25 protein-coding genes, 1 other RNA gene and 2 pseudogenes are annotated in these 24,561 nt (G+C 73.2%); 15 read left to right on the forward strand and 13 right to left on the reverse strand.

Annotated features, from left to right (window positions below; all coding sequences use genetic code 11):
• Both MRBLMG1_RS17820 and MRBLMG1_RS17825 read left to right on the forward strand, forming a co-directional pair.
• The coding region (locus MRBLMG1_RS17820) for a bifunctional RNase H/acid phosphatase (RefSeq protein ID WP_367825026.1) at window positions 1-983 on the forward strand (983 nt) is incomplete at its 5' end.
• Window positions 984-1,067: 84 nt separating this feature from the next.
• Window positions 1,068-1,916: a GNAT family N-acetyltransferase gene (locus MRBLMG1_RS17825; protein ID WP_367825027.1), complete on the forward strand. Its 849-nt coding sequence runs from the start codon at window positions 1,068-1,070 to the stop codon at window positions 1,914-1,916.
• Here the strand turns inward: MRBLMG1_RS17825 and eda are convergent.
• Window positions 1,906-2,565 carry a bifunctional 4-hydroxy-2-oxoglutarate aldolase/2-dehydro-3-deoxy-phosphogluconate aldolase gene (eda, locus tag MRBLMG1_RS17830; protein ID WP_367825028.1) on the reverse strand — a complete coding sequence of 220 codons (660 nt, stop codon included), beginning with the start codon at window positions 2,563-2,565 and terminating at the stop codon, window positions 1,906-1,908. The genes MRBLMG1_RS17825 and eda overlap by 11 nt on opposite strands.
• A 102-nt stretch (window positions 2,566-2,667) precedes the next feature.
• Complete coding sequence (yaaA, locus tag MRBLMG1_RS17835; protein ID WP_367825029.1) at window positions 2,668-3,435, reverse strand: peroxide stress protein YaaA; 768 nt, start codon at window positions 3,433-3,435, stop codon at window positions 2,668-2,670.
• Window positions 3,436-3,529: 94 nt separating this feature from the next.
• Here yaaA and MRBLMG1_RS17840 point away from each other — a divergent pair, with 94 nt between their 5' ends.
• The gene (locus MRBLMG1_RS17840; RefSeq protein WP_367825030.1) at window positions 3,530-4,972 is read left to right on the forward strand and encodes an RNB domain-containing ribonuclease; all 1,443 of its coding nucleotides are present in this window, start codon (window positions 3,530-3,532) and stop codon (window positions 4,970-4,972) included.
• On the opposite strand, the gene MRBLMG1_RS17845 is transcribed toward MRBLMG1_RS17840, so the two are convergent.
• Together MRBLMG1_RS17845 and MRBLMG1_RS17850 are read right to left on the reverse strand one after the other, a co-directional pair.
• Entirely contained in the window at window positions 4,917-5,801 is an 885-nt protein-coding gene (locus tag MRBLMG1_RS17845; protein ID WP_367825031.1) for a hypothetical protein, read from the reverse strand. The genes MRBLMG1_RS17840 and MRBLMG1_RS17845 overlap by 56 nt on opposite strands.
• Window positions 5,798-6,559: a MerR family transcriptional regulator gene (locus tag MRBLMG1_RS17850; RefSeq protein ID WP_367825032.1), complete on the reverse strand. Its 762-nt coding sequence runs from the start codon at window positions 6,557-6,559 to the stop codon at window positions 5,798-5,800. Before MRBLMG1_RS17850 ends, MRBLMG1_RS17845 begins: the two co-directional genes overlap by 4 nt.
• Window positions 6,560-6,636: 77 nt before the next feature.
• Here MRBLMG1_RS17850 and rnpB point away from each other — a divergent pair.
• From rnpB to MRBLMG1_RS37330, 5 genes and pseudogenes are all read left to right on the forward strand, one after another.
• Window positions 6,637-7,035: RNase P RNA component class A (gene rnpB / locus MRBLMG1_RS17855), an RNA gene on the forward strand.
• 304 nt (window positions 7,036-7,339) lie between these two features.
• Complete coding sequence (locus MRBLMG1_RS17860; protein ID WP_367825033.1) at window positions 7,340-7,780, forward strand: hypothetical protein; 441 nt, start codon at window positions 7,340-7,342, stop codon at window positions 7,778-7,780.
• Window positions 7,781-7,830: 50 nt separating this feature from the next.
• Window positions 7,831-9,273: a hypothetical protein gene (locus MRBLMG1_RS17865; RefSeq protein ID WP_367825034.1), complete on the forward strand. Its 1,443-nt coding sequence runs from the start codon at window positions 7,831-7,833 to the stop codon at window positions 9,271-9,273.
• Window positions 9,270-9,782, forward strand: a complete 513-nt coding sequence (locus MRBLMG1_RS17870) for a hypothetical protein (RefSeq protein WP_367825035.1) — start codon at window positions 9,270-9,272, stop codon at window positions 9,780-9,782. The genes MRBLMG1_RS17865 and MRBLMG1_RS17870 overlap by 4 nt, the downstream gene beginning before the upstream one ends.
• A 58-nt stretch (window positions 9,783-9,840) precedes the next feature.
• Window positions 9,841-10,633: pseudogene (locus MRBLMG1_RS37330) on the forward strand (fumarylacetoacetate hydrolase family protein).
• Window positions 10,634-10,639: 6 nt separating this feature from the next.
• Here the strand turns inward: MRBLMG1_RS37330 and MRBLMG1_RS17880 are convergent.
• Both MRBLMG1_RS17880 and MRBLMG1_RS17885 read right to left on the reverse strand, forming a co-directional pair.
• Window positions 10,640-10,774, reverse strand: a complete 135-nt coding sequence (locus MRBLMG1_RS17880; protein WP_367825037.1) for a hypothetical protein — start codon at window positions 10,772-10,774, stop codon at window positions 10,640-10,642.
• A gap of 235 nt (window positions 10,775-11,009) precedes the next feature.
• A pseudogene (locus MRBLMG1_RS17885) lies at window positions 11,010-11,260 on the reverse strand (C40 family peptidase); the annotation flags it as partial.
• A gap of 82 nt (window positions 11,261-11,342) precedes the next feature.
• Between MRBLMG1_RS17885 and MRBLMG1_RS17890 the strand changes: the two are divergent.
• Window positions 11,343-11,726, forward strand: a complete 384-nt coding sequence (locus MRBLMG1_RS17890) for an integrase (protein WP_367825038.1) — start codon at window positions 11,343-11,345, stop codon at window positions 11,724-11,726.
• Window positions 11,727-11,797: 71 nt separating this feature from the next.
• On the opposite strand, the gene MRBLMG1_RS17895 is transcribed toward MRBLMG1_RS17890, so the two are convergent.
• Window positions 11,798-12,232, reverse strand: coding sequence for a hypothetical protein (locus MRBLMG1_RS17895; RefSeq protein WP_367825039.1), 435 nt, complete (start codon window positions 12,230-12,232; stop codon window positions 11,798-11,800).
• Window positions 12,233-12,431: 199 nt separating this feature from the next.
• Here MRBLMG1_RS17895 and MRBLMG1_RS17900 point away from each other — a divergent pair, with 199 nt between their 5' ends.
• Window positions 12,432-12,755 (forward strand): nuclear transport factor 2 family protein, encoded by a 324-nt coding sequence (locus tag MRBLMG1_RS17900; protein WP_367825041.1) that lies wholly within the window; start codon window positions 12,432-12,434, stop codon window positions 12,753-12,755.
• 24 nt (window positions 12,756-12,779) lie between these two features.
• Here MRBLMG1_RS17900 and MRBLMG1_RS17905 read toward each other — a convergent pair whose 3' ends face one another.
• Window positions 12,780-13,523 (reverse strand): SDR family oxidoreductase, encoded by a 744-nt coding sequence (locus MRBLMG1_RS17905; protein ID WP_367825043.1) that lies wholly within the window; start codon window positions 13,521-13,523, stop codon window positions 12,780-12,782.
• A 135-nt stretch (window positions 13,524-13,658) separates the two neighbouring features.
• Here MRBLMG1_RS17905 and MRBLMG1_RS17910 point away from each other — a divergent pair, with 135 nt between their 5' ends.
• Window positions 13,659-15,293, forward strand: coding sequence for an alkaline phosphatase D family protein (locus tag MRBLMG1_RS17910; RefSeq protein ID WP_367825044.1), 1,635 nt, complete (start codon window positions 13,659-13,661; stop codon window positions 15,291-15,293).
• Here the strand turns inward: MRBLMG1_RS17910 and MRBLMG1_RS17915 are convergent.
• Entirely contained in the window at window positions 15,280-16,281 is a 1,002-nt protein-coding gene (locus tag MRBLMG1_RS17915) for a Gfo/Idh/MocA family protein (protein ID WP_367825045.1), read from the reverse strand. The genes MRBLMG1_RS17910 and MRBLMG1_RS17915 overlap by 14 nt on opposite strands.
• Window positions 16,282-16,365: 84 nt before the next feature.
• Here MRBLMG1_RS17915 and MRBLMG1_RS17920 point away from each other — a divergent pair, with 84 nt between their 5' ends.
• The gene (locus MRBLMG1_RS17920; protein WP_414721602.1) at window positions 16,366-17,640 is read left to right on the forward strand and encodes a multidrug effflux MFS transporter; all 1,275 of its coding nucleotides are present in this window, start codon (window positions 16,366-16,368) and stop codon (window positions 17,638-17,640) included.
• Between the two features lie 104 nt (window positions 17,641-17,744).
• Window positions 17,745-18,749 (forward strand): small ribosomal subunit Rsm22 family protein, encoded by a 1,005-nt coding sequence (locus tag MRBLMG1_RS17925; RefSeq protein WP_367825047.1) that lies wholly within the window; start codon window positions 17,745-17,747, stop codon window positions 18,747-18,749.
• Here MRBLMG1_RS17925 and ddaH read toward each other — a convergent pair.
• Window positions 18,739-19,569, reverse strand: a complete 831-nt coding sequence (ddaH, locus tag MRBLMG1_RS17930; protein WP_367825048.1) for a dimethylargininase — start codon at window positions 19,567-19,569, stop codon at window positions 18,739-18,741. The genes MRBLMG1_RS17925 and ddaH overlap by 11 nt on opposite strands.
• Before the next feature lie 154 nt (window positions 19,570-19,723).
• On the opposite strand from ddaH, the gene MRBLMG1_RS17935 reads away from it, so the two are divergent.
• Window positions 19,724-20,356 (forward strand): TetR/AcrR family transcriptional regulator, encoded by a 633-nt coding sequence (locus MRBLMG1_RS17935; protein ID WP_367825050.1) that lies wholly within the window; start codon window positions 19,724-19,726, stop codon window positions 20,354-20,356.
• A 113-nt stretch (window positions 20,357-20,469) separates the two neighbouring features.
• Window positions 20,470-21,249 carry a bifunctional DNA primase/polymerase gene (locus tag MRBLMG1_RS17940; protein WP_367825051.1) on the forward strand — a complete coding sequence of 260 codons (780 nt, stop codon included), beginning with the start codon at window positions 20,470-20,472 and terminating at the stop codon, window positions 21,247-21,249.
• A 62-nt stretch (window positions 21,250-21,311) separates the two neighbouring features.
• Here the strand turns inward: MRBLMG1_RS17940 and MRBLMG1_RS17945 are convergent, their stop codons facing one another.
• Genes MRBLMG1_RS17945 through efeB form a run of 3 tightly spaced genes read right to left on the reverse strand, consistent with a single transcriptional unit; the run spans window position 21,312 to window position 24,534 of the window.
• On the reverse strand, window positions 21,312-22,295 hold the full coding sequence (locus tag MRBLMG1_RS17945; RefSeq protein WP_367825052.1) for a hypothetical protein: 984 nt from the start codon (window positions 22,293-22,295) through the stop codon (window positions 21,312-21,314).
• A gap of 58 nt (window positions 22,296-22,353) precedes the next feature.
• Window positions 22,354-23,235 (reverse strand): iron uptake transporter permease EfeU, encoded by an 882-nt coding sequence (gene efeU / locus MRBLMG1_RS17950; protein ID WP_367825053.1) that lies wholly within the window; start codon window positions 23,233-23,235, stop codon window positions 22,354-22,356.
• Window positions 23,236-23,262: 27 nt separating this feature from the next.
• Entirely contained in the window at window positions 23,263-24,534 is a 1,272-nt protein-coding gene (gene efeB, locus MRBLMG1_RS17955; protein WP_367825054.1) for an iron uptake transporter deferrochelatase/peroxidase subunit, read from the reverse strand.
• Window positions 24,535-24,561 lie beyond the last annotated feature (27 nt).

Here is a 24,561-nt window from a genome sequence, read left to right on the forward strand (position 1 = left end):
GCGCCGCCCTGGCCACCGCCGCGGGGACCACCGGCGCCACCGGCGGCCCCGGCTCCGGCGGTACGGCCACGGGCTCCGGCACCTGGCCGGGCGCCGCGTCGCGCCCGTCGGCCCCCGCCGCCGGCCATGACGCCGGTCAGGACGACGGCCTGTTCGCCGCCGAGGCCCGAGCGGCCTCGGGAGACTTCGAGGCCGAGGCGGGCGTATCGGCCCCGACGGGTTACGCCGCGCGCGCCCACGCCCCGGCCGCCCCGCTGCCGTCCGCGCGGAACGACGGCGCCGTGCCCGACACCGCCGCCGCTCCCGTAAGGCCGCAGGCCGCCGCCCCGTCCCAGGGATGGACCGGGCCCGACATGGGGGCGCCGGCGACGTTCGTGCTGCTGCGGCACGGGGAGACGGCGCTCACGCCCGAGAAGCGGTTCTCGGGGAGCGGGGGGAGCGATCCCGAGCTGTCGGCGGCCGGGCTGCGGCAGGCGGAGGCCGTCGCGGATGCGCTGGCCGCCCGGGGCACCATCCAGGAGATCGTCAGCTCGCCGCTGACCCGGTGCCGTCAGACGGCGGCGGCCGTCGCCGCCCGGCTCGGACTCGACGTGCGCATCGAGCAGGGACTGCGCGAGACCGACTTCGGCGCCTGGGAGGGGCTGACGTTCGGCGAGGTCCGGCAGAAGTACCCGGCGGACCTCGACGACTGGCTCGCCTCGGCCAAGGCCGCGCCGACCGGCGGGGGCGAGAGCTTCGCGACCGTCGCCCGCCGCGTCGCCGCGACCCGCGACCGGCTCGCCGCCGCGTACGCGGGCAGGACCGTCCTCCTCGTCACCCACGTCACGCCGATCAAGACCCTCGTCAGGCTGGCGCTCGGCGCCCCGCCGGAGTCCCTGTTCCGCATGGAGCTCTCGGCGGCCTCGCTCTCTGCCGTCGCCTACTACGCCGACGGCAACGCGTCCGTACGGCTCCTCAACGACACCTCGCACCTGCGGGGCTGACCCCGTCCTGTCGACCAGGCAGGACACCCCCGGCCCCCGGCAAACGGGTGGCGCGCCGCCCGCTCCCCGTACCACCATCCCGTCATGACCTGGCACTTCACCGAGGACGCCGAGACGTTCCGCAGCGCCGCCGCGCGGCACCTGGCCGCCGAGCCCGCCCGCAACACCGCCGTGCTGACCCTGATGGGCCGGGCGGAACGGCTCGGCTGGTGGGCGGAGCCGGACGGGCGCGTCACCGGTGTGCTCGCCTACTCGCCGGCCGCGGGCCTCGACCTGGGGGCTACGACGGAGGAGGCGGCGCGCGCCCTCGCCGCCCGGGCCGACGCGCTCGTCTCCCCGGCCGGCGTCGCCGCGGCACCGGCCGACGGGGGCCCGGTCGCCCTGCGCGGCGAGACGGCCGCCGTCGAGGCGTACGCGGAGGCGTGCGGACGCCCGTCGCGGGTGACCGGGCGGATGAGGCTCTTCCGGCTCGGCGAGCCGATCCCGCCGGACCCGGCGCCGGAGGGCCGGGGCAGGCTCGCGGCCGAGGCGGACGTGCCGCTGGTCGCCGCGTGGACGAGGGAGTTCGCGGTGTCCATCGGGGAGGAGCCCGCCGAGGACTACACCCACTTCGTCACCGAACGGATCACCGAGGGCCGGCTGCACCTCTGGGAGGCCCCCGACGGCCGCCCGGTCTCGATGGCCGCCGTCTCCCGCACGATCGAGGGCCAGGCCCGGGTCCACCTCGTCTACACCCCGCCCGCCGAGCGGCGCCGGGGCTACGCGGCCGGCGCCACCACCGCGGTCGGCCGCGCCGCCGTCGCCGCCGGCACCCCGCGGGTCCTGCTCTTCACCGATCTCGCCAACCCGACCAGCAACGCCCTCTACCAGCGTCTCGGGTACCGCCCGGTGACCGACCACCTCGGCGTGGAGTTCACCGGCCTCACCCGCTGACGGTCACCCCGGTGCCCCGCCGCAGGGCCGCCGCGCCGCGCGCGAGGGCCTCGACCCGGGCCCAGTCGCGGGCCGCGAGGGCGTCGGGCGGCAGCATCCACGTACCGCCGACGCAGCCGACGTTGGGCAGGGACAGGTAGGCGGGGGCGGAGGCGGGGGAGATGCCGCCCGTGGGGCAGAAGCGGGCCTGGGGGAGGGGGCCCGCGAGGGACGCGAGGTACGGGACGCCGCCCGCCGCCTCGGCGGGGAAGAACTTCATGTCCCGCACCCCGTGTTCGAGGAGGGCGACGACCTCCGACGTGGTGGAGACGCCCGGCAGGAAGGGGACGCCGGACGCCCGCATCGCGTCGAGCAGCCGCTCGGTCCACCCGGGGCTCACCAGGAACCGGGCCCCGGCGCCGACGGCGTCCGCGACCCCGGCGGCCGAGACGACCGTGCCCGCGCCGACGACCGCCTCCGGCACCTCGGCCGCGACGGCCCGTACGGCGTCGAGCGCGGCCGGGGTGCGCAGGGTGACCTCGATCAGCGGCAGTCCGCCGGCGACCAGGGCGCGGGCCAGGGGTACGGCGTCGGCGGCGTCCTCGATCACGACGACGGGGACGACGGGGACGTCAGGGGCTGCTGCGGCAAGGCCGAACACGCTCGTCATGGGCCTCATCCTGCCCAGGGCGAGCAGGACCCGCAACGAGCGTTGCGCAGGGTGCAATGATCGGGGTGTGACGATCGGGGTGCAACGATAGGAGTGCGGCGATCAGTGGATCTCGTCCACCAGGGCGTCCAGCGCCCCCGCCTTCCCGCCGTCCTCCACCACGTACCCCAGATCCCGCAGGGCCTCCGCAAGCTCCGCCGGCGACGCGGGCTCCGCGCCCGCCTCCAGGAGGCTCCGGACGATCCGGCCCTTCGTCGCCTTGTTGAAGTGGCTGACGACCTTGCGGGTCGGCGCGTGCAGCACGCGCACGGTCGCGGTCCGCGCCGCGACCTCGCCCTTCGGCTTCCACGCCGACGCGTACGCCGACGAGCGCAGGTCCAGGACGAGACCGTCCCCGGCCGCTGCCGGCAGCACGGACGCCATCGCGCCCCGCCAGTGCGCGCCCAGCGAGCCCAGGCCCGGCAGCTTGACGCCCATCGAGCAGCGGTACGACGGAATCCGGTCCGTCACCTTCACCGCGCCCCACAGCCCCGAGAACACCAGCAGGGACCTGCCCGCCCGCTTCGCGGCCGCCGCGTCCAGGGTCGCCAGACCCAGCGCGTCGTAGAGGACGCCCGTGTACACCTCGCCCGCCGGGCGCGCGCCCGCCGTCCGCAGCTCCACGTTCTTCGCGACCTCGCCGCGCAGCCCCTCGCTCAGGCCGAGCACCTCGCGCGCCTTCTCCTCGTCGGCGGCACACAGCTCGACCAGCTCGTCGAGGACCGCCGCCCGCGCCTCCGCGAGCCCCGGCAGGGACAGCGACTCCGGCTTCAGCGGCGCCCCGCGCCCCGAGGAGGCCTTGCCTTCGGAGGGCGGCAACAGCACGAGCACGGTGGTTCTCCTTCGTCCGTACGGGGTGGGGGTGCGGCCCCGGCCGTCCAGCGTACAAAGTGCCGGGGCCCCCTCCGCGCCATACGCTCGGTCCATGCCCCGCCGCCACATCCACGTGACCGGCGCAGCCGAGGCTCCGCTGCGGGCCGCCCTGCGCGCACTCCGTACCGAGCTCGCGATTCCCGAGGCCTTCCCGCCGGCCGTCCTCGCCGAGGCGGAGGAGGCCGCCAAGCACCCCCGCCTCCCCGCGTACGACGCCACCGACCTCCCGTTCTTCACGGTCGACCCGCCCACCTCCACCGACCTCGACCAGGCCATGCACCTGGCCCGCAGGGCCGACGGCGGCTACCGGGTCCACTACGCCATCGCCGACGTCGCCGCCTTCGTCGCCCCCGGCTCCGCGCTCGACGCCGAGGCCCACCGCCGGGTCCTCACCCTCTACTTCCCCGACGGCAAGGTCCCGCTCCATCCCGCCGTCCTCGCCGAGGGCGCCGCCAGCCTCCTTCCCGGCGAACCCCGCCCCGCCCTCCTGTGGCGGATCGACCTCGACGCCCAGGGCCGCCGGGTCGCCACCGACGTCCGCCGCGCCCTGGTCCGCAGCCGCGCCAAGCTCGACTACGCGACCGTCCAGCGGCGGATCGACGACGGCACGGCCGAGGATTCGCTGGCCCTCCTCCGGGACATCGGGCGGCTCCGCGAGGCCCTGGAGGCGGAACGCGGCGGGATCTCCCTCAACGTCCCCGAACAGGAGATCGTCGAGACCGGCCGCACCTACTCCCTCGCCTACCGGGCCCCGCTCCCCGCCGACGCCTGGAACGCGCAGATCTCCCTGCTCGCCGGCATGGCCGCCGCCGACCTCATGACCGCCGCCGGCACCGGCATCCTGCGCACCCTCCCCACCGCCCCCGACGGCGCCGTCGCCCGCCTCCGCCGCTCCGCGCAGGCCCTCGGCGTCGACTGGCCCCATCACGTCTCGTACGCGGACGTCGTCCGCTCCGCCGACCCCGCCGATCCGCGGCAGGCCGCCTTCCTCCAGGAGTGCACGACCCTGCTGCGCGGCGCCGGGTACACCGTCTTCACCGACGGCCACATCCCCACCCCGGCCGTGCACGCCGCCGTCGCCGACGAGTACACCCACTGCACCGCGCCGCTGCGCCGGCTCGTCGACCGGTACGCGGGCGAGCTCTGCGTGTCCGCGGTGGCGGGCGACGAGCCCCCCGAGTGGGTACGGGCCGCCCTGCCGGCCCTCCCCGACGAGATGGCGACCGGCTCGCGCCGCGCCAACACCGTCGAACGGGAGAGCGTCGACATCGTCGAGGCGGCGCTCCTGCGGGACCGGATCGGCGAGGTCTTCGACGCGTACGTGATCGACGTCAAGGAGCGCGAACCCGCCGTCGGCACCGTCCACCTGGAGGACCCGGCGGTCGTCGCCCGCATCGCCGGCGGGGACGCCGACCTGCCGCTCGGGGAGTGGCTGCGGGTCAGGCTCGCGGAGGCGGACCCGGGCTCGGCGAAGGTGCTGTTCGCACCTGCGTGAGCGCCCGGGTGAGCGCCCTGACCAGGGCGCGCGGGTCGTCGGCGTGCAGCCGGACCAGGCGGACGGGCCGGGGCGCGCCGAGCAGCCGGGGCGCGTCGACCGGCTCGGTCAGCTCGACCGTGACGGAGGTCTGCGAGCCGACGGCGAGGTTCAGCTCGCCCTCGGCCCTCTCGTGGGTGAAGAGCGACTCGTGGCGGACAGCCGCGATCCGGTCGACCGGGACCCGCACGTCGACGTGCGCGGCCTGCCGCACGCGCAGGACGCCCCCGGCGAGCGTGTGCGGACGGGTCGCGGACGCGGCGTGCAGCCCGAGGACGAACAGCACGGTGTACACGTCCAGGACGAGGACGACCGCGTGCGCGAGCGGCCAGGCGGCCAGCAGGTACGACATCCCGGCCGTCTCGACCAGGCACACGAACGCGAACCCGTACATCAGCGCCGCCTGGTCCCGCGCGTGTGGGAAGACCCCGTCCGCGCCGTCCACCCCGTGCGGGCGCCGCGCCACCCACCGCGCCAGGCTCGCCATCAGGCGCAGCTCGTGCCCGATCAGCCGCAGCACCGGCTCGGGCACCAGCTCCGCGACGGCCGCCCGGCGGGAGAGTCCCCGCCGCCGCAGCCCCCGGTAGGCCAGGCCCTCCGCGAGCAGGAGCGCGACGGCGGCGGACTCGGCGACGGCCCACACCGCCCCGGGTATCCGCACCCCGCCGATCAGCAGGACGGCGAGGACCACTTCGGCGGGGAGCGCGACGTACGCGACGAGGCGGAGCAGCCGGACGGGCCGGGGGCGGCCGGCGGTCCCGCGTGCCGCCGCCGCGCGGGGGCCCGTCACCGGTTCCGCTCCCCGCGCTCGCGGACCAGGCGGACCGCCGGGCGGACGGCCGCCGACTGGGCCGGGGCGAGGTCCGCGAAGAAGGTGTCGGCGAGGGACGAGGAGCCGTCCCCGGCCCCGGCGGGCGGGATGTCCACCCCCAGCTCGTCCGGCAGGCAGGCGGCGAGCAGCCGGGCCGCCTCCGCGACCCGCGGGTCGTCCGGTCCGGCCCCGGCGAGGGCGTCGAGCGCCGGGTACACCTCGTGCGCGTGCTCCGCGGTTCCCCCGATCAGGCCGAGCAGCCGGGCCCGCTCCTCCTCGGGCACGACCACGTCGAGCAGCGCCAGGATCTCCCGGTCCTTCGCGGCCATCGGCGACTCGGGCAGCTCACCCAGGCCCGCGAGCAGCGCCGCGAGCTCCGCCGACACGGGGCCCTCGGCGGGCAGCAGCCCGGCCCGTGCCTCCGCGAGCAGCGGGGCGAGCCGCTCCCGCCGTTCCCGGATCACCGCCTCCTGCCGTGCCAGGTCGTCCGCCAGCTCTTCGAGCACCTCCACGAGCCCCCTCCCCTCGTCGTCCGCCAGCACGCCCCGTACCTCGTCGAGACCGGGCCCCAGCTCGGTCAGCCGCCGGATCCGGGCGAGGAGCACGGCGTCCCGGACGCCGTACTCCCGGTATCCGTTCGCCCGCCGTGCGGGTTCGGGCAGCAGTCCCGACTGGTGGTAGTGCCGCACGGCCCTGGGGGTGACCCCCACGAGTGCGGCGATCTCGCCGATGCGCATGCCGCCAGTAGAAACCCTGACGCCGCGACAAGGTCAAGCTCCCGGCCCCCGGCGGGTAGCATGGTCGGCACGGCAGACGAGCCGGGCGGGCGGCCGCGTGGAGATCCTCGGATCTCCCCGAGGAACGTCCGGGCTCCACAGAGCAGGGTGGTGGCTAACGGCCACCCGGGGTGACCCGCGGGACAGTGCCACAGAAAACAGACCGCCGGGGACCTCGGTCCTCGGTAAGGGTGAAACGGTGGTGTAAGAGACCACCAGCGCCTGAGGTGACTCAGGCGGCTAGGTAAACCCCACTCGGAGCAAGGTCAAGAGGGGACACCCCGGTGTCCCTGCGCGGATGTTCGAGGGCTGCTCGCCCGAGTCCGCGGGTAGACCGCAGGAGGCCGGCGGCAACGCCGGTCCTAGATGGATGGCCGTCGCCCCGACGACCGCGAGGTCCCGGGGCACAGAACCCGGCGTACAGCCCGACTCGTCTGCCCCCCACCTGGGGCTTTGCCTTGGAAAGGGCCTCCGACCTGCGTCGGAGGCCCTTTCCGTTCTTTCGGGAGCTTGCCGCGTCAGGCGGCGGAAAGTCCCTCGGTTGCCCCTCGGACAGCACCGAAAGCTCCTGATCTCGACGAACAAGAGCCACTCGGTCCTGACCCCGCGACCCGCCACAGTTTCAGGAGCGTGCGCCAGTCGCGGCGTGATTCAGCCACTCCAACGCCCTCTGGCCCGATCTAACTATCTGTGCGCGGTCCCCGTTTCGTAAGTTACTTGAGGGACTAACGGGGGAGATGCATGGCCTGGGGTGAATGGGAGCAGATCAAGGCGGACGTGGCAGCCGGGCCGTCCGCGTCGATGCGGCTGAACCAGCTCGTTCCGGCGGCGGGAGCCGGCGGCGTCGGTAGGCCGGACCTGGCTTCCAGTCCGGCGGCCAAGAAGGCGGCGGCGAAGGCGATCGACGACGACCTGGAGCCGGGGGTCGCGAGCGACGGCAAGCACGCGGCCGAGACCACGGATGCCGCGGTCAGGGCGTTCGGGGCGAAGGACGGCCACGGCTGGGATACCTCCGGAGCGCTGCAGAGGGCCCACGAGACGTGGGAGAAGCAGGTCACGATGCTGCTCGGGCGCCTGTCCTCGGAGAAGCAGGCCCTCGGCGCGACCGGCATCAGCGTGCAGAACAACGAACTCGACATCGCCGCCCGGCTGGCCCGCCAGTCGCGGATCCAGGGCATCTGACGGGCCGGTAGACCGGCCTCAGGGGAGTCATGCCGACCTATCACGAAGCCATGAGCACCGACCTGTCCACGTTGACCGCCGCCGCGGGCAGGTGGGAGGAGATGGCCGCCAAGTTCAAGACGCTCGAAGAGCGGTACGAGAAGGACGTCCACGGCGTCTCGCTCGGCGAGTCATGGATCGGGCTGAGCGCGAACGCCGCCAACGCCAGGTTCACCGTCACGCTCAAGGAACTCCAAGGAGCCCAGAAGGAGGCGAAGGCGGTCGCACGCATCTTGCGTGACGCGCACACCCAGCTCACCGACCTGCGCAACCGGCTCAAGGCGATCCGTGACGACGCCGTCAAGGCCGGCATGCGCGTCTCCGACCAGGGCACGGTCGCCTTCGACACGGAGCGGCTCGCCCAGGACGAGCGCACGGCCTACGTGCACGACCCCGACTTCCAGCAGACCGCCCGCAGCCAGGCGAACGAGTGGGCCGAAAGGCTCGTCCAAGCGGTCAATGCGGTCACCGACGCCGACGACGGCATCCGCGTGGCCCTCGACGCCGCTGTCCTCGACTCCGACCCCATGGATGGCACCTTCAACGGCTTCAACCGGAACCCCAAGGCCAGCCCCTACCCGTCCCTGGAGGAGGCCGGCAAGGCCGCGAACATGCCCAAGGACCGCAAGGACGTCCCCGCCTGGTGGCAGAGCCTCGACCCGGTCACGCGCGCCATCCTGCTCCAGGAGAAGGGCGGCGAACTGCGAGCGGCGGGAATCATGGACCCGCAGTATCAGTGGCACTCCCCCGACCCGGGCTCCGGCCCCTTCAACGTGGAAGACCCCACGCCGCGGGACGTGAAGTTCCACGCCTGGGCCCTCGGTATCGCCACGGCCGGCGACATCACCGGCGAAACCGGGGCGTCCCGCAATATGCTGCACTACCTGCGCGGCACCGGCGAAACCCTCGACCTCGACGTGAACCGCATGCTGCACGACGACCCAGCGCTCCGATCCGACGTCGAAGACATCCACCTCACCCAGAACCAGGAGAAGTGGCGCAGGGAAGCCCTCGCCGAATTCGAGAGGGCCGGGGGCGACAAGCCGGTCTCCATTCCTGTGGAGAGCAGGCAGTACGGCGGCACGTTCACGCCGGACACCGACTGGTACCACGCCGTGGGATCGCACCAGCAGAACATCTCGGGCATGGTGACGGTCAGGCCCGGTGAGGGGGGCAAGCCCGAGGTGTCGCTCGAGTATCAGGTCAACGTGTGGGACCGCTACAACTGGGACGAGGGAAAGAAGACGGGCTTCCCCCTGGGAATCACGATCGAGGACAAGGACATGGGGCACCTGCACAAGGTCGGCATCGCCCAGGAGTTCGACATGCGCGGCAGCAGTTCCACATACACGCATGACTTGAACAGCGACACGAACCCCGCGGTGACACCCGCCGACCCCGGCCGCGAAAGCGGCCGCGGAGACGTCTCACGGGGAGACGAGGAGAACCGGTGAACAGGCGACACAAGACGTACGCGACGCTTTTCGCCGCGCTGACCTCGGCGATTCTGCTCGCCTCCTGCTCCACCGCGAACCCGGTCCGCGCCACGCGCGAGGACCCCTACCCGTACTGGGAGAAGGGCGCCGGAGCTCCCGAAGCCGCGGCGTTCATGAAGGTCCAGATCCCCAAGGGCGCCACCGAGGTGAAGGGCGCCGTTCAGGTCAACCCCCAAGAGGACAACTACATCCTCACCTTCCGCACGGACAGAACGACCGCGTCACAGGTCGCGGCAGACCTCCGCTCTGAGGAACCGCTGGAGCAGTGGAAGGTCAGCCGCACACCCTCATTCGAGTACTTCCGCCACTTCGGCCTCCCCGAGCCGGAAACACTGAAGGACGCCGTCCACACAGGTGTCTGCCCGCCCTGTGTGAAGGACTACCGCCGCCGCAGCGTCGCCTGGATCGAGATCTACATCGAGAACCTCGCCTCCAACCAGGCCCGGGTGTACCTGCGTGCGTTCTGACCGAGCCGACAGGCATCCGGTCCGAGCCGCCACGCCGACTCGAAGGTACGGTTCAGGCATGAGGCTGACGGGTGAATCGCAGCGGCTGGCCAGGTTCGAGTGGAAAGGCGACGTCCTTCACGGGCGCCTCATCGCTGAGGGCGAGGACGATGTCCTGGAGGTGCTGAGCGCCGATCCGGCGAGCGGAGCGGCGGAGGCCACCGGCCGCCGCCGCTCCACAACGTACGGCTGCTTGCCCCGGTCAGCCCTGGAAAGATCGTGGCGGTAGGTCGTAACTACGCCGATCACATCGCCGAGTTGAGTTTGGACACGCCGGCCGCCCTCCCCGGCTCTTCTTCAAGCCGCCGTCGGCCGTGATCGGCCCTGGGGAGCCGATCCGGTACCCGGCCCAGTCGCACGAGGTGCACTACGAGGCCGAGCTCGCCGTGGTCATCGGCCGTACGGCCCGCGACGTCCCCGCCGAGCATGCGCTGGAGTACGTCTTCGGCTACACCTTCGCCAACGACGTGACTGCGCGGGACATCCAACGGGACGACGGGCAGCCGTCCTAGGCGAAGGCGTTCGACACGTTCTGCCCGCTCGGCCCGTGGATCACCACCAACCTCGACCCGACGAAGCTCGTCGTGCGTTGCGACGTGAACGGCGAAGAACGCCAATCGGCCGGTACAGACACCATGCTGCACCCGGTCGCGTCCCTACTCGCATACATCACGGCAGCGGTCACGCTGGAGCCGGGCGACGTGCTCCTGACCGGCACGCCGGCCGGGGTGGGCCCGGTCGTCCCCGGCGACGAGGTCACGGTGCACGTCTCCGGGATCGGCTCCCTGGTCAATCCCGTCGTCGGCCGGTAGCTCGGCTCAAGCTCGCAGCAGCTCGGCGAACTCCTTGCCGGCGGGGAGCTGGGCATGGCCAGCCGCGCTGCTGAAGTCCGTCGCGTACTTCATGACCATGCCGGTGCGATGTTCGTCCGGCAGCACCGTCAGGGCCTGCACGGCAGTGCGGTACCCCTCCTCCGGCTCACCTCCGCGGCCGAGACAAGCAGCGCGGTCCAGGCGGAGACAGGCCCGGCAGACCGCCCTCGTTCGGCTTGATCCCGGGGTCGTAGGCGAGCTGCATGACCTGGTCGGCGAGATACATGGAGAACTCCAGTGCGATTATGCGCGCGGCAAAGCCCCGCTGGGGCGAAGCGGCGATGCGAGGAAAGGGGGAGAGGGGAAGAAGCGCGGGTCAGACGACTCGGCGGGCCGCGAGAATCCGCGGTTTCCAGGAGGCGAGGGTCGTGATGCGGACCACGTCGCCGGTGCGCGGGGCGTGCACGATCAGGCCCTGCCCGATGGCCGTCCCGACGTGCTCGGGTACGGCGGCCGTCCCCTCGGTGAAGAGCAGGTCACCCGGCCGAAGGGCAGCGGCGACACTGCCTCGCCCTCCTTGACCCGCGTGTACGTCGTGCGCGTCAGGGCGACCCCGGTGGCCTTGTACTTCGTGCACGTCGAGCGCCAGATCCTCATGTACGAGTCGCGGCTGTACTTCGGCCCGCCCAAGGGCGGCAAGGAGCGTGACGTGCCTCTGTCGAAGGTGCTCGCGAAACGGCTCCTCACCTACCAGGAACGCTTCGAACCGATCGACGTCACCCTGCCGTGGTTGGACGCCGAGGAGCCCGACCTCGCACGCGAGGACCGGCGCAAGGTGACCGTCCCGTTGCTCGTGTACACCGGGCGGCGCGGTGCCATCAACCGCACCACCTGGAACACCAAGGCGTGGAAGCCGGCGCTCGCCGACGTGGGAGTCATCCCGCCGCTGCCCGAGCGGCAACCGGGCGAGAAGCCGTCGCGCGTACGGGAGCCGAGCCGCGAGCACGGCTTCCACGTCCTGTGCCACACGTACGCCTCGGTGATACTCGAGGCCGGTGAGCCGATCTGTCGGCCATCGCGAGAAGGGCCCTGACCGGGCGGAGAGCCGGTCGGGGCCCTTCGTGGTTTGGGCGGTCGGGCCCTCGGGCTTCGTCGGGTCGTGGGTCAGTCGAGGAGCTCGATCGTCCAGTGCGGGTCTCGGTCGTCGGTGCGGACGAGGACGGGCTTGGGGAGGGCGGAGCGGTCCTCGAACAGGTCGCGGCCGAGGGGGAGGCCGCGCTGGTCGATGACGTAGTCGCCGGTGCGGAGGTCGGTGAGGGAGGTGACGGTGGTGGCGCCGTCGGCGGCGAGGTGCTGGATGCGCCAGACGGAGGCGGGGGAGGCGTCGGGCCGGACGACGGCCGGGGCGCGGTCGGTGCCCTGCGAGGCGATGGTCTCCTCGGTGCCCTTCGCGGTGAACCGGAAGCCCCCGGCCTCGCGGGTCACCAGCCACTCGCCCGCCCGCCCCTGGTCGGTGAGGAAGCCGACGAGGACCCCGTCCTCGACTCCGACCGGGGCCCCCTTGGCGTACAGCCTGACGACCTTGCCGGTGTCCGACATCGCTCCTCCTGGGTGTTTCACGGATTTCATGGCGATAGTGCCGGTTCCGCGGCGTGCGGGGCGAGGGAACACGCAGGCCCTACGCCGTGTGGCGCTGAGAAGTCGTCAGGACCCGGCGGTGCGGGCCGGGACGGCTGTCGGGGGGACCTCACGGCCGGGGCGTACCGGCGGCGGGGTCTCCCGGGTGTACGGGTGGGGCATGACGATTTCCGTGAACCAGCTCAGTGACCCCGCCGTGCGCGCTTTCGTCACGGCCCTCAACGCCAACGACCACGAGGCCTTCCGGGCGGCGCTCGCGCCGGGCGCGACGATGTCCGACGACGGGTCGGAGCGGGACCTGGAGGCGTGGATGGAGAAGGAGGTGTTCTCCTCGCGGGGGCACATGGAGGTCGAGTCCGAGAAGGGCGACGGGCTCGTGCTCGTCGCCCGCTACCGCAACGACACCTGGGGCGAGATGCGCACCAAGTGGCACTTCACCGTCGACGGCGGGAAGGTCTCCCGCTTCGAGACCGGGCAGGCGTAGCCGCCCGGGGCCGTCGGCCGGGGGTCATCCCCGGCCGATGTAGGGCATGGCGGTGGCCATGACCGTCGCGAACTGGATGTTCGCCTCCAGCGGGAGGCCCGCCATGTGGACCACGGTGGCGGCGACGTCCGCCGCGTCCATCACCGGTTCGACCGCCGTCCGCCCGTCGGCCTGGAGGATGCCGGTCTGCATGCGGGCCGTCATCTCGGTCGCCGCGTTGCCGATGTCGAGCTGGCCGCAGGCGATGCGGTACGGGCGCCCGTCCAGGGACAGGGACTTGGTCAGGCCCGTCATGGCGTGCTTCGTCGCCGTGTACGCGATGGAGTGCGGGCGCGGCACATGGGCGGAGAGGGAGCCGTTGTTGATGATGCGGCCGCCCTGGGGGCTCTGGTCCTTCATGGCCCGGAAGGCGGCCTGGGCGCAGAGGAACGCGCCGGTCAGGTTGACGTCGACGACCGCCCGCCAGGTGTCCGGGTCCAGGTCCTCGACGGGGACGCCGCCGCCCGCGAACGTCCCGGCGTTGTTGAAGAGCAGGTCGACGCGGCCGTAGCGGTCCCGCACCGCCGCGAACAGGGCCGCGACCTCGTCCGCCGAGGTCACGTCGGTGGGGACGGGGAGGAAGTCGCCGGACGGGAGGGCCGCCGCCGTCTCGGCGAGGGCGTCCGCCCGGCGGCCCGCGAGGGCGACCGACCAGCCGGCCTCCGCGAGGGCCAGTGCCACGCTCCGGCCGATGCCCGATCCCGCTCCCGTCACCACTGCGATGCTCATGGGCGCGCAGCGTACGCGAGACGTGTGCCCCGTGAACTCATCCGTCCGACACGTGGATGTTCTGTACTCGACAAGGGGATGTCGCCCCGCCCCCCTCGAATGACGGACGGACAGTATCCGTCTGGGGAGGGGCACATGGACCACATATCCGAGCACTCCGAGGAACTCCGCGCCGCCGCACGCCACTTCGGCCGCCGGAGGTTCCTCACCGTCACCGGCGCGGCCGTCGCGCTCGCCTTCGCCACCCAGCTGCCCGTCGCCGGCGCCGCCGCCGCGGACGAGCTCGACGGCCGGCGCGTCACCGAGGACCCGTTCACCCTGGGGGTGGCCTCGGGCGACCCGCTGCCCGGCTCCGTACTCCTCTGGACCCGCCTCGCGCCCCGGCCCTTCGAGCCCGACGGCGGACTGCCCCCGAACCGGGTCCCCGTCCACTGGGAGCTCGCCCACGACGAGCGCTTCACCCGGACCGTGCGGCGCGGCCTCGCCACGGCGCACCCCGAGTTCCGGCACACCGTCCACGTCGGGGTCGACCACCTCGACCCCGGCCGGGTCTTCTACTACCGCTTCCGCGTCGGCGACTGGACCAGCCCCGTCGGCCGCACCCGCACCGCCCCCGCCGCCCTCGCGCACAACACGGCGCTCAAGCTCGCCGCCGTGTCTTGCCAGGCGTACCACGACGGGTACTTCACGGCGTACCGGCACCTGGCGGACGAGGACGTGGACGTCGTCTTCCACCTCGGCGACTACCTGTACGAGTACGCCGTCAACGCCACCGGCGGCGCCCGCGCCTACACCGACCGCACCCTCCCGGCCGTCTTCGCCCGCGAGACGCTCACCCTGGACGACTACCGGCTCCGCTACGCCCTCTACAAGTCGGACCCCGACCTGCGCGCCGCGCACGCCGCCCACCCGTTCGTCGTCACCTGGGACGACCACGAGACCGAGAACAACTACGCGGGCGGCATCCCGGAGAACGACGTCCCGCCGGAGGAGTTCCTGCTCCGCCGCGCCGCCGCCTACCGCGCCTACTGGGAGCACCAGCCCCTGCGCGCGCCCCAGCGGCCCGAAGGCCCCGACATGCGACTGTACCGGCGGCTGCGCTTCGGGCGCCTCGCCCAGTTCGACATCCTCGACACCCGCCAGTACCGCTCCGACCAGGCGTACGGCGACGGCTGGCAGGTCCCGGGCCCCGCGTCCGAGGACCCGGCGCGCACCCTGACCGGCGCGGCCCAGGAACGCTGGCTGCTCGACGGCTGGCAGGCCTCCCGCGCCGCCCGCTGGAACGTCCTGCCGCAGCAGGTCGTCTTCGCCGAGCGCCGCGACCGCGCCACCGCCGACTTCAAGCTCTCGATGGACTCCTGGGACGGCTACCCGGCCTCCCGGCAGCGGATCCTCGCGGGGGCGGAGGCCGCCGGGGTGGAGAACCTGATGGTGCTCACCGGGGACGTCCACGTGGGTTACGGCCTCGACCTGAAGGCCGACTTCCGCGACCCGGCCTCCCGGACCGTCGGCACCGAGATCGTCGCCACCTCGATCTCCAGCGGCAAGGACGGCGCCGACCGGCCGTCGAACCACGACAAGCTGATGGGGGCCAACCCCCACCTGCGGTTCTACAACGGGCGGCGCGGCTACGTCACGGTCGAGCTGGGGACGGAGAGCGCCCGCGCCGACTTCCGCACGGTCCCGTACGTGACGAGGCCGGGCGCTTCCGTCACCACCGCGGCCTCCTACGTCACCGAGGCGGGCAACCCGGGCCTCACACCCGCGTAGCCACCACCTCGGACGGGTAGCGGACCCCGACGCGCTCCCGTACGGCGTCGAGGGTCCGCATCACGGCGAGCGAGCCGTCGAGGGGGACGAGGGGCGACTCGGTCTCGCCCGCGCGCAGGCAGCGCATGACCTCGGCGGCCTCGTGGCGGAGCGAGTGCGGGTCGTCCTCGTTCGTGAACTCCTCCGGCTCGGCGCCGTGGCGGTGCAGGGTGAACCGTTCGGGGAAGAAGAACCCGCGCGGGACGTCGATGCGGCCGAGCGTGCCCGTCACGGACGCGGTGAGCGGGGTGTCCGCGACGAGGGAGCAGGAGAGGAGCGCGGAGGCGCCCGAGTCCCAGCCGAGGAGGATGCCGGTGTTGAGGTCGACGCCCTCCGGGGAGATCAGCGCGTGCGCCTGGACGGAGGACGGCTCGCCGAGCAGCAGCTGGGCGAACGACACCGGGTACACGCCGAGGTCGAGGAGCGCGCCGCCGCCGACCGCGGGGTCCCGCAGCCGGTGGCCGGCGTCGAAGGGGCCCGCGAGGCCGAAGTCGGCCTGCACGGTGCGGACCTCGCCGATCGCCCCGTCGCGGACCAGTTCCACGAGCCGGCGGATCAGCGGGTTGCAGTACATCCACATGGCCTCCATGAGGAAGAGGCCGCGCTCCCGGGCGAGGGCGACGAGTTCCGCCGCCTCCCGGGCGTTGAGGGTGAGGGCCTTCTCGCAGAGCACCGCCTTGCCGGCCTCCAGGGCGAGGCCCGCCGCCGCCCGGTGCGCATGGTGCGGGGTCGCCACGTACACCACGTCGACGTCCTCGTCGGCGAAGAGCCCGGCCCATTCGCCGTACGCGCGCGGAATCCCGAACCGGTCCGCGAAGGCCCGCGCGGACGCCTCCGTGCGGGACGCCACCGCGACGACCTCGGCGCCGCCGAGCGTCCGCAGGTCCGTGGTGAACCTTTCGGCTATGCCACCCGTCGCCAGGATTCCCCAGCGCACCGCTTCTCCCATGCCGTCCATCCGTTCCACCGAAGTGCCGACCATGCCGATCGAGCTGAGAGCATAGGCAAGGTTTCAAACGAAATGGAGCAGTCGATGCCCGAGAGCGGCCAGAAAACAACACCGGGGCACATAACCGAAACGGCCCCCGCGGTGACCGCCATCCGGCGGACGGGGCTGCTCGTCACCCTCGTCCTGGGTGGACTCACCGCCCTGCCCCCGCTCTCCATGGACATGTACCTGCCCGCGCTGCCGCAGGTCACCGGCGCGCTGCACGCGCCCGCCGCGACCGTCCAGCTCACCCTCACCGCCTGCCTCGCCGGCATGGCCCTGGGCCAGCTCGTCGTCGGCCCCATGAGCGACAAGTGGGGCCGCCGCCGCCCGCTGCTCGTCGGCATGGTCGTGTACGTCCTCGCCACCGCCGTCTGCGCCCTCGCGCCCACCGCCGAACTCCTCATCGGCTTCCGGCTGCTCCAGGGCCTCGCCGGAGCCGCCGGCATCGTCATCGCCCGGGCCGTCGTCCGCGACCTGTACGACGGCGTCGAGATGGCCCGCTTCTTCTCCACCCTCATGCTGATCTCCGGAGCCGCGCCGATCGTCGCCCCGCTCATCGGCGGCCAGATCCTGCGGATCACCGACTGGCGGGGCGTCTTCCACGTCCTCACCGTGATCGGCGTCCTGCTCACCGTCGTCGTCTGGCGCTTCCTCGACGAGACGCTGCCGGCCGGGCGACGCCAGCAGGGCGGTGTCGGCGCGGCCCTGCGCACCATGCGCGGCCTCGTCGCCGACCGCGTCTTCGCCGGGTACGTGCTGGCCGGCGGCTTCGGCTTCGCGACGCTCTTCGCCTACATCTCGGCCTCGCCGTTCGTCGTCCAGGAGATCTACGGCGCCTCGCCGCAGACCTTCAGCCTGCTCTTCGGCGTCAACTCCGTCGGCCTCGTCGTCCTCGGTCAGATCAACGGCAAGATCCTCGTCGGCCGCGTCAGCCTCGACAAGGTCCTGGCCTGGGGCCTCGGGACGATCTTCCTCGCCTCGCTCGCGCTGCTCCTCCTGACGAGCGGCGTCTTCGGCGAGGCCGGCCTCTTCCCGATCGCCGCCTGCCTCTTCGTCCTGATGTCCGCGATGGGCGTCGCCCTGCCGAACACCAACGCGCTGGCCCTGATGCGCACCCCGCACGCCGCCGGATCGGCCTCCGCGCTCCTCGGCACCACCTCGTTCCTCGTCGGCGCCGTCGCCTCCCCCCTCGTCGGCATCGCCGGCGAACACACCGCCGTCCCCATGGCGGTCGTCCAGATCGTCTGCGCCGTCCTCGCCCTCGCCTGCTTCCTCGGCCTCTGCCGCCCCTGGCGCACCACCCGCACCCAGGTCTGACCCGCCGAGCGGTGGGACCGCTCCCTCGACGCCCGGAAGGCGGTCCGCGGCCGCTGAGCCCCGGCTCGGAAGGGGCACCGGGCGCTGCCGCCTAGACTGTCTCGGTGAACGTCTCGCCTCCCTCCGCCGAGTCCCTGCGCGCCGCCCTCGCCGGGCTCCTCGACGGGTTGCCGCCCCGTCAGGCGGCCAAGGCCGTCGAGCGGCTGATCGCCAACTACCGGGGGACCACCCCGACGGACGCCCCCGTGCTGCGCGACCGCTCCGACGTCGCCGCGTACGCCGCGTACCGGATGCCGGCGACGTTCGAAGCGGTACGGGGAGCCCTGGACGCGCTGCGGGAGGCCGCGCCCGACTGGCAGCCGCGTACCCACACCGACGTGGGCGGCGGGACCGGCGCGGCGAGCTGGGCCGTGGCCGAGGCGTGGGAGGACGAGCCGCCGCGCACCACCGTGCTCGACTGGGCGGAGCCCGCCCTCGCGCTCGGCCGGGAGCTGGCGGCCGGGGCGCTGGACGCCGAGTGGCGGCGCGAGCGGATCGGCTCCGCCCTGAACCTCGCCGAAACCGACCTCGTCACCGTCTCGTACGTCCTCAAGGAGCTGACCGAGGCCGACCGGACGGCGCTCGTGGACGAGGCGGCGCGGGTGGCACGGGCGGTCGTCATCGTCGAGCCAGGCACCCCCGACGGCTACGAGCGGATCATCGCGGCCCGCACCCGGCTCGTCGACGCCGGCTTCACCGTCGCCGCGCCCTGTCCGCACAGCGGTGCCTGCCCGATCGTCCCGGGCACGGACTGGTGCCACTTCTCGGCCCGGGTCAGCCGCTCCTCGCTGCACCGGCAGGTGAAGGGCGGCTCGCTGCCGTACGAGGACGAGAAGTACAGCTACGTCGCCGCGACCCGGTTCCCGGTGACCCCCGCCGTCTCGCGCGTCACCCGCAGGCCCCAGATCCGCAAGGGCCTGGTGCTGCTCGACCTGTGCGGCCCCGACGGACTGGCCAGGGAGACCGTCACCAAGCGCCACGGGCCCCTGTACAAGCAGGCCCGCGACACCGAGTGGGGCGACTCCTGGCCCCCCGAGCTCGACGGACAGGACACGGGACCTACGGCCTGAGCTCCTGGGTGCAGCACTTCACGCTGCCGCCGCCCTTGAGGAGTTCGCCGAGGTCCATGCCGACCGGCTCGAAGCCGCGGCGGCGCAGCGGCTCGAAGAGGCCGACCGCCGCCTGCGGCAGCAGGACGTGCAGGCCGTCGCTGACCGCGTTGAGGCCGAGGGCCGCCGCGTCCTCCTCCGTCGCGATCAGGGCGTCGGGGAAGAGCCGGGCGAGCACCGCGCGGCTGCCGGGGGAGAAGGCGTCCGGGTAGTACATGACCTCGTCGCGCGTGTCGTCCAGGACGCACAGCGCGGTGTCCAGGTGGTAGTAGCGCGGGTCCACCAGCTCCAGGCCGATCACGGGGCGGCCGAAGAACTCCTGGGCCTCGTCGTGGGAGAGCGGGCTGGAGCGGAAGCCGCGGCCGGCGAGGATCCAGGAGGCGGTGACCGCGAAGTCGCCCTCGCCCTCGTTCACGTGCTCGGGCACCCGGACGGCGTCGTCCGCCCAACCGTTTCCGCGGAACCAGGCCAGGTGGGCGTCGGCCTCGCGCGCCCGCTCGGGATGGGCGAACTTGGCGCCGAGGACCCGGCCCTCGACGACGGTGGCGCCGTTCGCCGCGAAGACCATGTCCGGCAGCGCCGGGTCGGGCCGCAGGAGCTCGACGGTGTGGCCGAGCGAGCGGTAGCGGTCGCGCAGGTCCTCCCACTGGGCGAGGGCGAGCGGCAGGTCGACCGGTTTGGTGGGGTCCATCCAGGGGTTGATGGAGTACGTCACCGTGAAGTGCGCGGGTGGGCACATCAGATAACGGCGGGGCGAGGACGTGCGCGGAGTGGGGCGCAATGAGGGCTCCTCACGGACGGGTGGACGGAAGAACCGAAGATCGGTGGACCCCATGGTCCGCTCTCGGCGGCCTTCGCGCAGTGGACCGTTCGGGTGGTTCGGGAGCGGAGACCTTGACGAGACGTGGCGTCTCGCTCGCTGCTAGATTGGGGCCATGTCCGAGCCCAGGCCCGCCAAGGCCGCCCCCGACGCCTCCCGCCGCAGCGAACGCTCCCGCCGCGCCATCTTCGACGCCGCCCTCGCCCTCGTCTCCGAGACCGGCTACGCGAAGACCACCATCGAGGGCATCGCCGCCCGCGCCGGAGTCGGCAAGCAGACCATCTACCGCTGGTGGCCCTCCAAGGCGGCCGTCCTCCTCGACGCCTTCCTCGACCTCGCCGCCCGCGCCAACGAGGCCCTGGGCGGAGCCGCCGACAGTGAGATCCCCGACACCGGCGACCTCGCCGCCGACCTCAGGTACGTCCTGCGCGCCACCGTCGACGAGATGAACGACCCCACCTTCGACGGCCCCACCCGCGCCCTCGCCGCCGAGGGGATCGTCGACCCCGAACTCGGCGCCCGCTTCACCGAGGCCCTGCTCGAACCCCAGCTCCGGTACTACGTCCGCCGCATCGAGGCCGCCCAGGCGGCGGGCCACGTCGATCCGGACGCCGATCCCCGCCTCGCCGTCGAACTCCTCGTCGGGCCGCTCCACCACCGCTGGCTCCACCGCACCCTGCCGCTCACCCACGCCTACGCCGACGCCCTCGTCGACCTCGCCGTGCGCGGTCTCGCGCCGCGGGCCTGACGGTTCCGGTACATCTCGCGGGCACCCCGGTTCCGCACTCCGGTCACCCGAGGCGCAGGATGGTGGGACCATGGGCAGAGCCGAACGGGCGAGCATGAGCTGTGAGGGGATAGATGGGCGACGGCATCGGCCGCTACCGCGGCACGGAGAGCAAACTCGCACAGTGGCTGCGCAGGCGCCCCAAACGCACGGCGGCCGACGACGAGAACGACCGCGAGAAGCTGCTCCTGGCCACCGCCGCCGCCGGGCTGCCCCTGGCCCCCGCCGCGTACCCCGTCGGCTACAGCTGCTCCTGTGAGCGGATCGGCTGTCCGACGCCGGCCCGGCACCCCGTCTCCTTCGCCTGGCAGACGCAGTCGACCACCGACCGCGCCCAGATCGAGCGCTGGGCCAGGAACGAGCCCGCCGCGAACTTCGTGACCGCCACCGGCATGGTCCACGACGTCCTCGACGTGCCGCTGGCCGCCGGCCGCGCCGCCCTGGAGCGCCTCCTCGCGGAGGGCGTCGAGGTCGGGCCGGTCGCCGAGTCCGCCGAGGTCGACACCGTCGGCGGGCGCATGCTCTTCTTCACCGCCACCCGCGGCACCCCCGAGGACGAGGACGAGTGGTGGCCGTGTGAGCTCGACTGCCATCCCGAGACGATGGACGAGCACCCGGGACTGCGCTGGCACTGCCGCGGCAGCTACGTGCTCGTACCGCCCGCCCGGCTCCCCGGGGACGAGGACGCCCATCCGGTCGTCGCCTGGGTCCGCGGCCCCGAGCACCCGCTGCCCGACCCGCTGAACCTCCTGGAGACCCTCCAGGACGCCTGCGCCCGCCACGCGGCCGAGCGCGAGGCGCACGGGAACGGCGAGCACACCGCCCACGAGATCGCCTGGCCGCTGACCCGCTGACCCGCTGACCCGCTCGGTTCCGGCCGGGGGGTGGGGCGGCGCGCCCCACTGCGGCGGCGGGGCTACGAGCCCACCGCTCCCACCACGCCCTGGAGCCGGCTCGTGACCGTGACGGCGTCCCGGTCGGTGCCCGCCGGCTTCACCAGCACCGTCTGGCTGGAGACCCACTCCCGGGTGACCGTGTTCTTGATCTCGCCGGTCAGCAGTGCCTTGACGTCGGGGCCGACCTTGGGCCGGTAGCCCTTCGCCGTCGTCTGCCGCTCGAAGAACCGGGTCGCGAAGAAGACGAGCGCGCCGCCGTCCCGCGTCCGCAGCCCGAGCGGCGCGAAGTCGCCCCGGTCGGTGGTCTGGTCGAGGTACTGGGTGGCGACGCCCGGCCGCTGGGCGGCCTTCTGCCGCTGCGCCCGCCACTGCGTGGTGTGCACGCCCGGCGCGAACGGGCCCTGCCCGTCCTTCAGGTACGAGACGAACGCCGTGCCGAGCTTCCCGGGCGCGACCGCCAGCGCGTCGCCGTCGGCGGCGACCGGCACCGCGTACCCCTCCTCCTCCGCGAACTCGGGCACCTCGCGGGCGCCGAGGACCGAGAGGTAGGCGGCCTCCCACAGCTCCTCGGGCCCGTTGCGCACGAAGACCAGGAGCCAGCGCTGGTCGCCGGCGCCCTCGTCGACGTCCCGGTTGGAGTCGGTGTCCGCGACGAACCAGCGCGGCCAGCCGGCCTTCCGGGGCAGCGTGAAGCGCGCGTCCGTCAGTTCGAGGGGCTGGTGGTCCTTGTTGCCGCCCGGGGTGTTGACCGACCGCGCGCGCAGCCCCGCCTGGTTGATCTCCCCGAGCGGACCGGTGACCCGCTTCGCGTCCAGGGCCGGGTCGTACGCCTTGTCGGCGCGGTTGTAGGCGGCGGTGAAGTCCGCGAGGGCCTGCGTCGCCTCGGCCTTCGTCGCCGCCGGCAGCAGCGCCGTCTCACCGTGCACCGTCACGCAGCCGCTCGCGGTCAGCGCCAGCACGGTCGCCGCCGCCGTCGCCGCGAACAGCCGCGCCGGCCGGCGCACCCGCCCGCGTGCGAGCGGTCGCGCCGACCGGCGTTCCGGCGAACCCGCCGTCAGTACCTCAACCGGCCGTCTCGGCGCTCGCCGCGGCTTCAGCCTTCTCATCGGTCGCCTTCTGCTTCTTCACCCGCACGGACGGACCCGACCCTATCGGGGCCAGGAACAGCGCGAGCGTCGGGACCAGATACAGCGCCCACACCGTGACCTGAAGGACCGTCGGATCCGGCTGGAAGTTGAAGACGCCCTTGAGGAGGGTGCCGTACCAGCTGTCCGGCGGGATGGTCGCCGAGATGTCGAACGCCTTGTCCGCGAGGCCGCCGAGGAAGCGCGCCTCCTGCAGGTCGTGCACGCCGTACGCGAGGACGCCCGCCGCCACCACGACCAGCATGCCGCCGGTCCAGGTGAAGAACTTCGCCAGGTTGATCCTCAGCGCGCCCCGGTAGAACAGCCAGCCGAGGAGCACCGCCGTCAGCAGGCCGAGGAGCACGCCGGTGAGCGGCGCGTACGTGCCGTCCGAGGAGGCCCGTACCGACGCCCACACGAACAGCGCCGTCTCCAGGCCCTCGCGGCCCACCGCCAGGAAGGCGGTGGCGACCAGCGCGCCCGTGCCCATCTGCAGGGCCGCGTCCAGCTTGCCGTGCAGCTCGGCCTTGAGGTGCCGGGCGGTCCGCCGCATCCAGAAGACCATCCAGGTCACCAGGACCACGGCGACGATGGACAGCGAGCCGCCGAGCAGCTCCTGCGCCTCGAACGTCAGCTCCTGAGAGCCGAATTCGAGGCCGGCGCCGAAGGCCAGGGCCACGCCGACGGCCACGCCGATGCCGATCCAGATCGGCTTCAGCGCGTCCCTGCGCCCCGTCTTCACGAGGTACGCGATGAGGATGCAGACGACCAGGCTGGCTTCCAGGCCCTCGCGCAGGCCGATCAGATAGTTACCGAACACGTCGGTGCTCCTTCTCCGTCAGCTCCGTCACGAGAACAGCGCCCGGCCCCACCAGTCGTCCTTGTCGCGGACGCCCGGCGGGACGGCGAAGAGCGCCGAACCCACGTGCTGCGTGTACTCGTTGAGCGCGTCGGCCTTGGCCAGCGAGGTCTGCACCGGGATGAAGCCGGTGCGGACGTCCTTCTGGTACGCGAGGAAGAACAGGCCCGCCTCCAGACGGCCGAGACCGTCCGTGCCGTCGGTGAACGAGTAGCCGCGGCGCAGGATCGTCGCCCCGTTGTTGCTGTCCGGGTGGGCGAGCCGGACGTGCGCCTCCGGCTTCATCGCCTTCAGGAACGGCTCGTCGTGCTCCTTGGCCTTGCCGACCGGGGCGCCCTCGCGCTTGTCGCGGCCGAAGATGTCCTCCTGCTCGGCGAGCGGAGTGCGGTCCCAGGTCTCGACGTTCATGCGGATGCGGCGGGCGACGAGGTACGAGCCGCCGTCCATCCAGGCGGCGCCGCCCTCGGCGTCCTTGCCGGCCACCCACACGTGCTTCGCGAGCCGCTCGGTGTCGGTGCCCGCGATGTTGCGGGTGCCGTCCTTGAAGCCGAAGAGGTTGCGCGGGGTCTGGGCGTCCGGGGTCGTCGACGACGTCTTGCCGAAGCCGAGCTGCGACCAGCGCACCGCGACCTTGCCGAAGCCGATCCGGGCGAGGTTACGGATGGCGTGCACGGCGACCTGAGGGTCGTCCGCGCAGGCCTGCACGCAGATGTCGCCGCCGCTGCGCGCCGGATCCAGGTTGTCGCCCGGGAACCTGGGCAGGTCCACCAGGGCCCCGGGCCGCTTGTCCTTCAGCCCGAAGCGCCCGTCGAAGAGCGAGGGGCCGAAGCCGATGGTGAGGGTGAGACGGGAGGGCTTGAGGCCGAGGGCCTCGCCCGTGTCGTCCGGCGGAGCCTCCGGCAGGCCGCCGTAGGCGCCCTCGCCGACCTCGGCGCCGGCCGTCATCCGCTCGGCGGCCCGCGTCCAGTCCTTGAGGAGCTGGACCAGCTCGGCGCGGTCCGTCGTCTTCACGTCGAAGGACGCGAAGTGCAGGCGGTCCTGCACGGCGGTGGCGATGCCGGCCTGGTGCGGGCCGTGGAACGGCACGGCCGCGCCGCTGTCGGCGACGGGCACGGCGGTGTCGCCGTCCCGGGTCAGCGCGACGGCGCCGCCGGCCGCGGCGGCACCGAGCGCGAGCCCGGCACCGCCCCAGCCGATGACCTTGCGGCGGGAGGGCGCGGCGGCCTCGGCCGCCGACTGCTCCTGGGTCTCCTCGGACATGTCCCTGCTCCCGTCCCTACTCTTCGA

This window comes from Streptomyces sp. LMG1-1-1.1, from assembly GCF_040815545.1.
Taxonomy (GTDB): domain Bacteria; phylum Actinomycetota; class Actinomycetes; order Streptomycetales; family Streptomycetaceae; genus Streptomyces.

Excerpts from the sequence above, each read along its gene's own strand:
- MRBLMG1_RS17825 (WP_367825027.1), top strand. The coding sequence starts at position 1,068 with ATGACCTGGCACTTCACCGAGGACGCCGAGACGTTCCGCAGCGCCGCC.
- eda (WP_367825028.1), bottom strand. The coding sequence starts at position 2,565 with ATGACGAGCGTGTTCGGCCTTGCCGCAGCAGCCCCTGACGTCCCCGTC.
- MRBLMG1_RS17840 (WP_367825030.1), top strand. The coding sequence starts at position 3,530 with ATGCCCCGCCGCCACATCCACGTGACCGGCGCAGCCGAGGCTCCGCTG.
- MRBLMG1_RS17850 (WP_367825032.1), bottom strand. The coding sequence starts at position 6,559 with ATGCGCATCGGCGAGATCGCCGCACTCGTGGGGGTCACCCCCAGGGCC.
- MRBLMG1_RS17860 (WP_367825033.1), top strand. The coding sequence starts at position 7,340 with ATGGCCTGGGGTGAATGGGAGCAGATCAAGGCGGACGTGGCAGCCGGG.
- MRBLMG1_RS17865 (WP_367825034.1), top strand. The coding sequence starts at position 7,831 with ATGAGCACCGACCTGTCCACGTTGACCGCCGCCGCGGGCAGGTGGGAG.
- MRBLMG1_RS17895 (WP_367825039.1), bottom strand. The coding sequence starts at position 12,232 with ATGTCGGACACCGGCAAGGTCGTCAGGCTGTACGCCAAGGGGGCCCCG.
- MRBLMG1_RS17900 (WP_367825041.1), top strand. The coding sequence starts at position 12,432 with ATGACGATTTCCGTGAACCAGCTCAGTGACCCCGCCGTGCGCGCTTTC.
- MRBLMG1_RS17905 (WP_367825043.1), bottom strand. The coding sequence starts at position 13,523 with ATGAGCATCGCAGTGGTGACGGGAGCGGGATCGGGCATCGGCCGGAGC.
- MRBLMG1_RS17910 (WP_367825044.1), top strand. The coding sequence starts at position 13,659 with ATGGACCACATATCCGAGCACTCCGAGGAACTCCGCGCCGCCGCACGC.
- MRBLMG1_RS17915 (WP_367825045.1), bottom strand. The coding sequence starts at position 16,281 with ATGGGAGAAGCGGTGCGCTGGGGAATCCTGGCGACGGGTGGCATAGCC.
- MRBLMG1_RS17920 (WP_414721602.1), top strand. The coding sequence starts at position 16,366 with ATGCCCGAGAGCGGCCAGAAAACAACACCGGGGCACATAACCGAAACG.
- MRBLMG1_RS17935 (WP_367825050.1), top strand. The coding sequence starts at position 19,724 with ATGTCCGAGCCCAGGCCCGCCAAGGCCGCCCCCGACGCCTCCCGCCGC.
- MRBLMG1_RS17940 (WP_367825051.1), top strand. The coding sequence starts at position 20,470 with ATGGGCGACGGCATCGGCCGCTACCGCGGCACGGAGAGCAAACTCGCA.
- efeB (WP_367825054.1), bottom strand. The coding sequence starts at position 24,534 with ATGTCCGAGGAGACCCAGGAGCAGTCGGCGGCCGAGGCCGCCGCGCCC.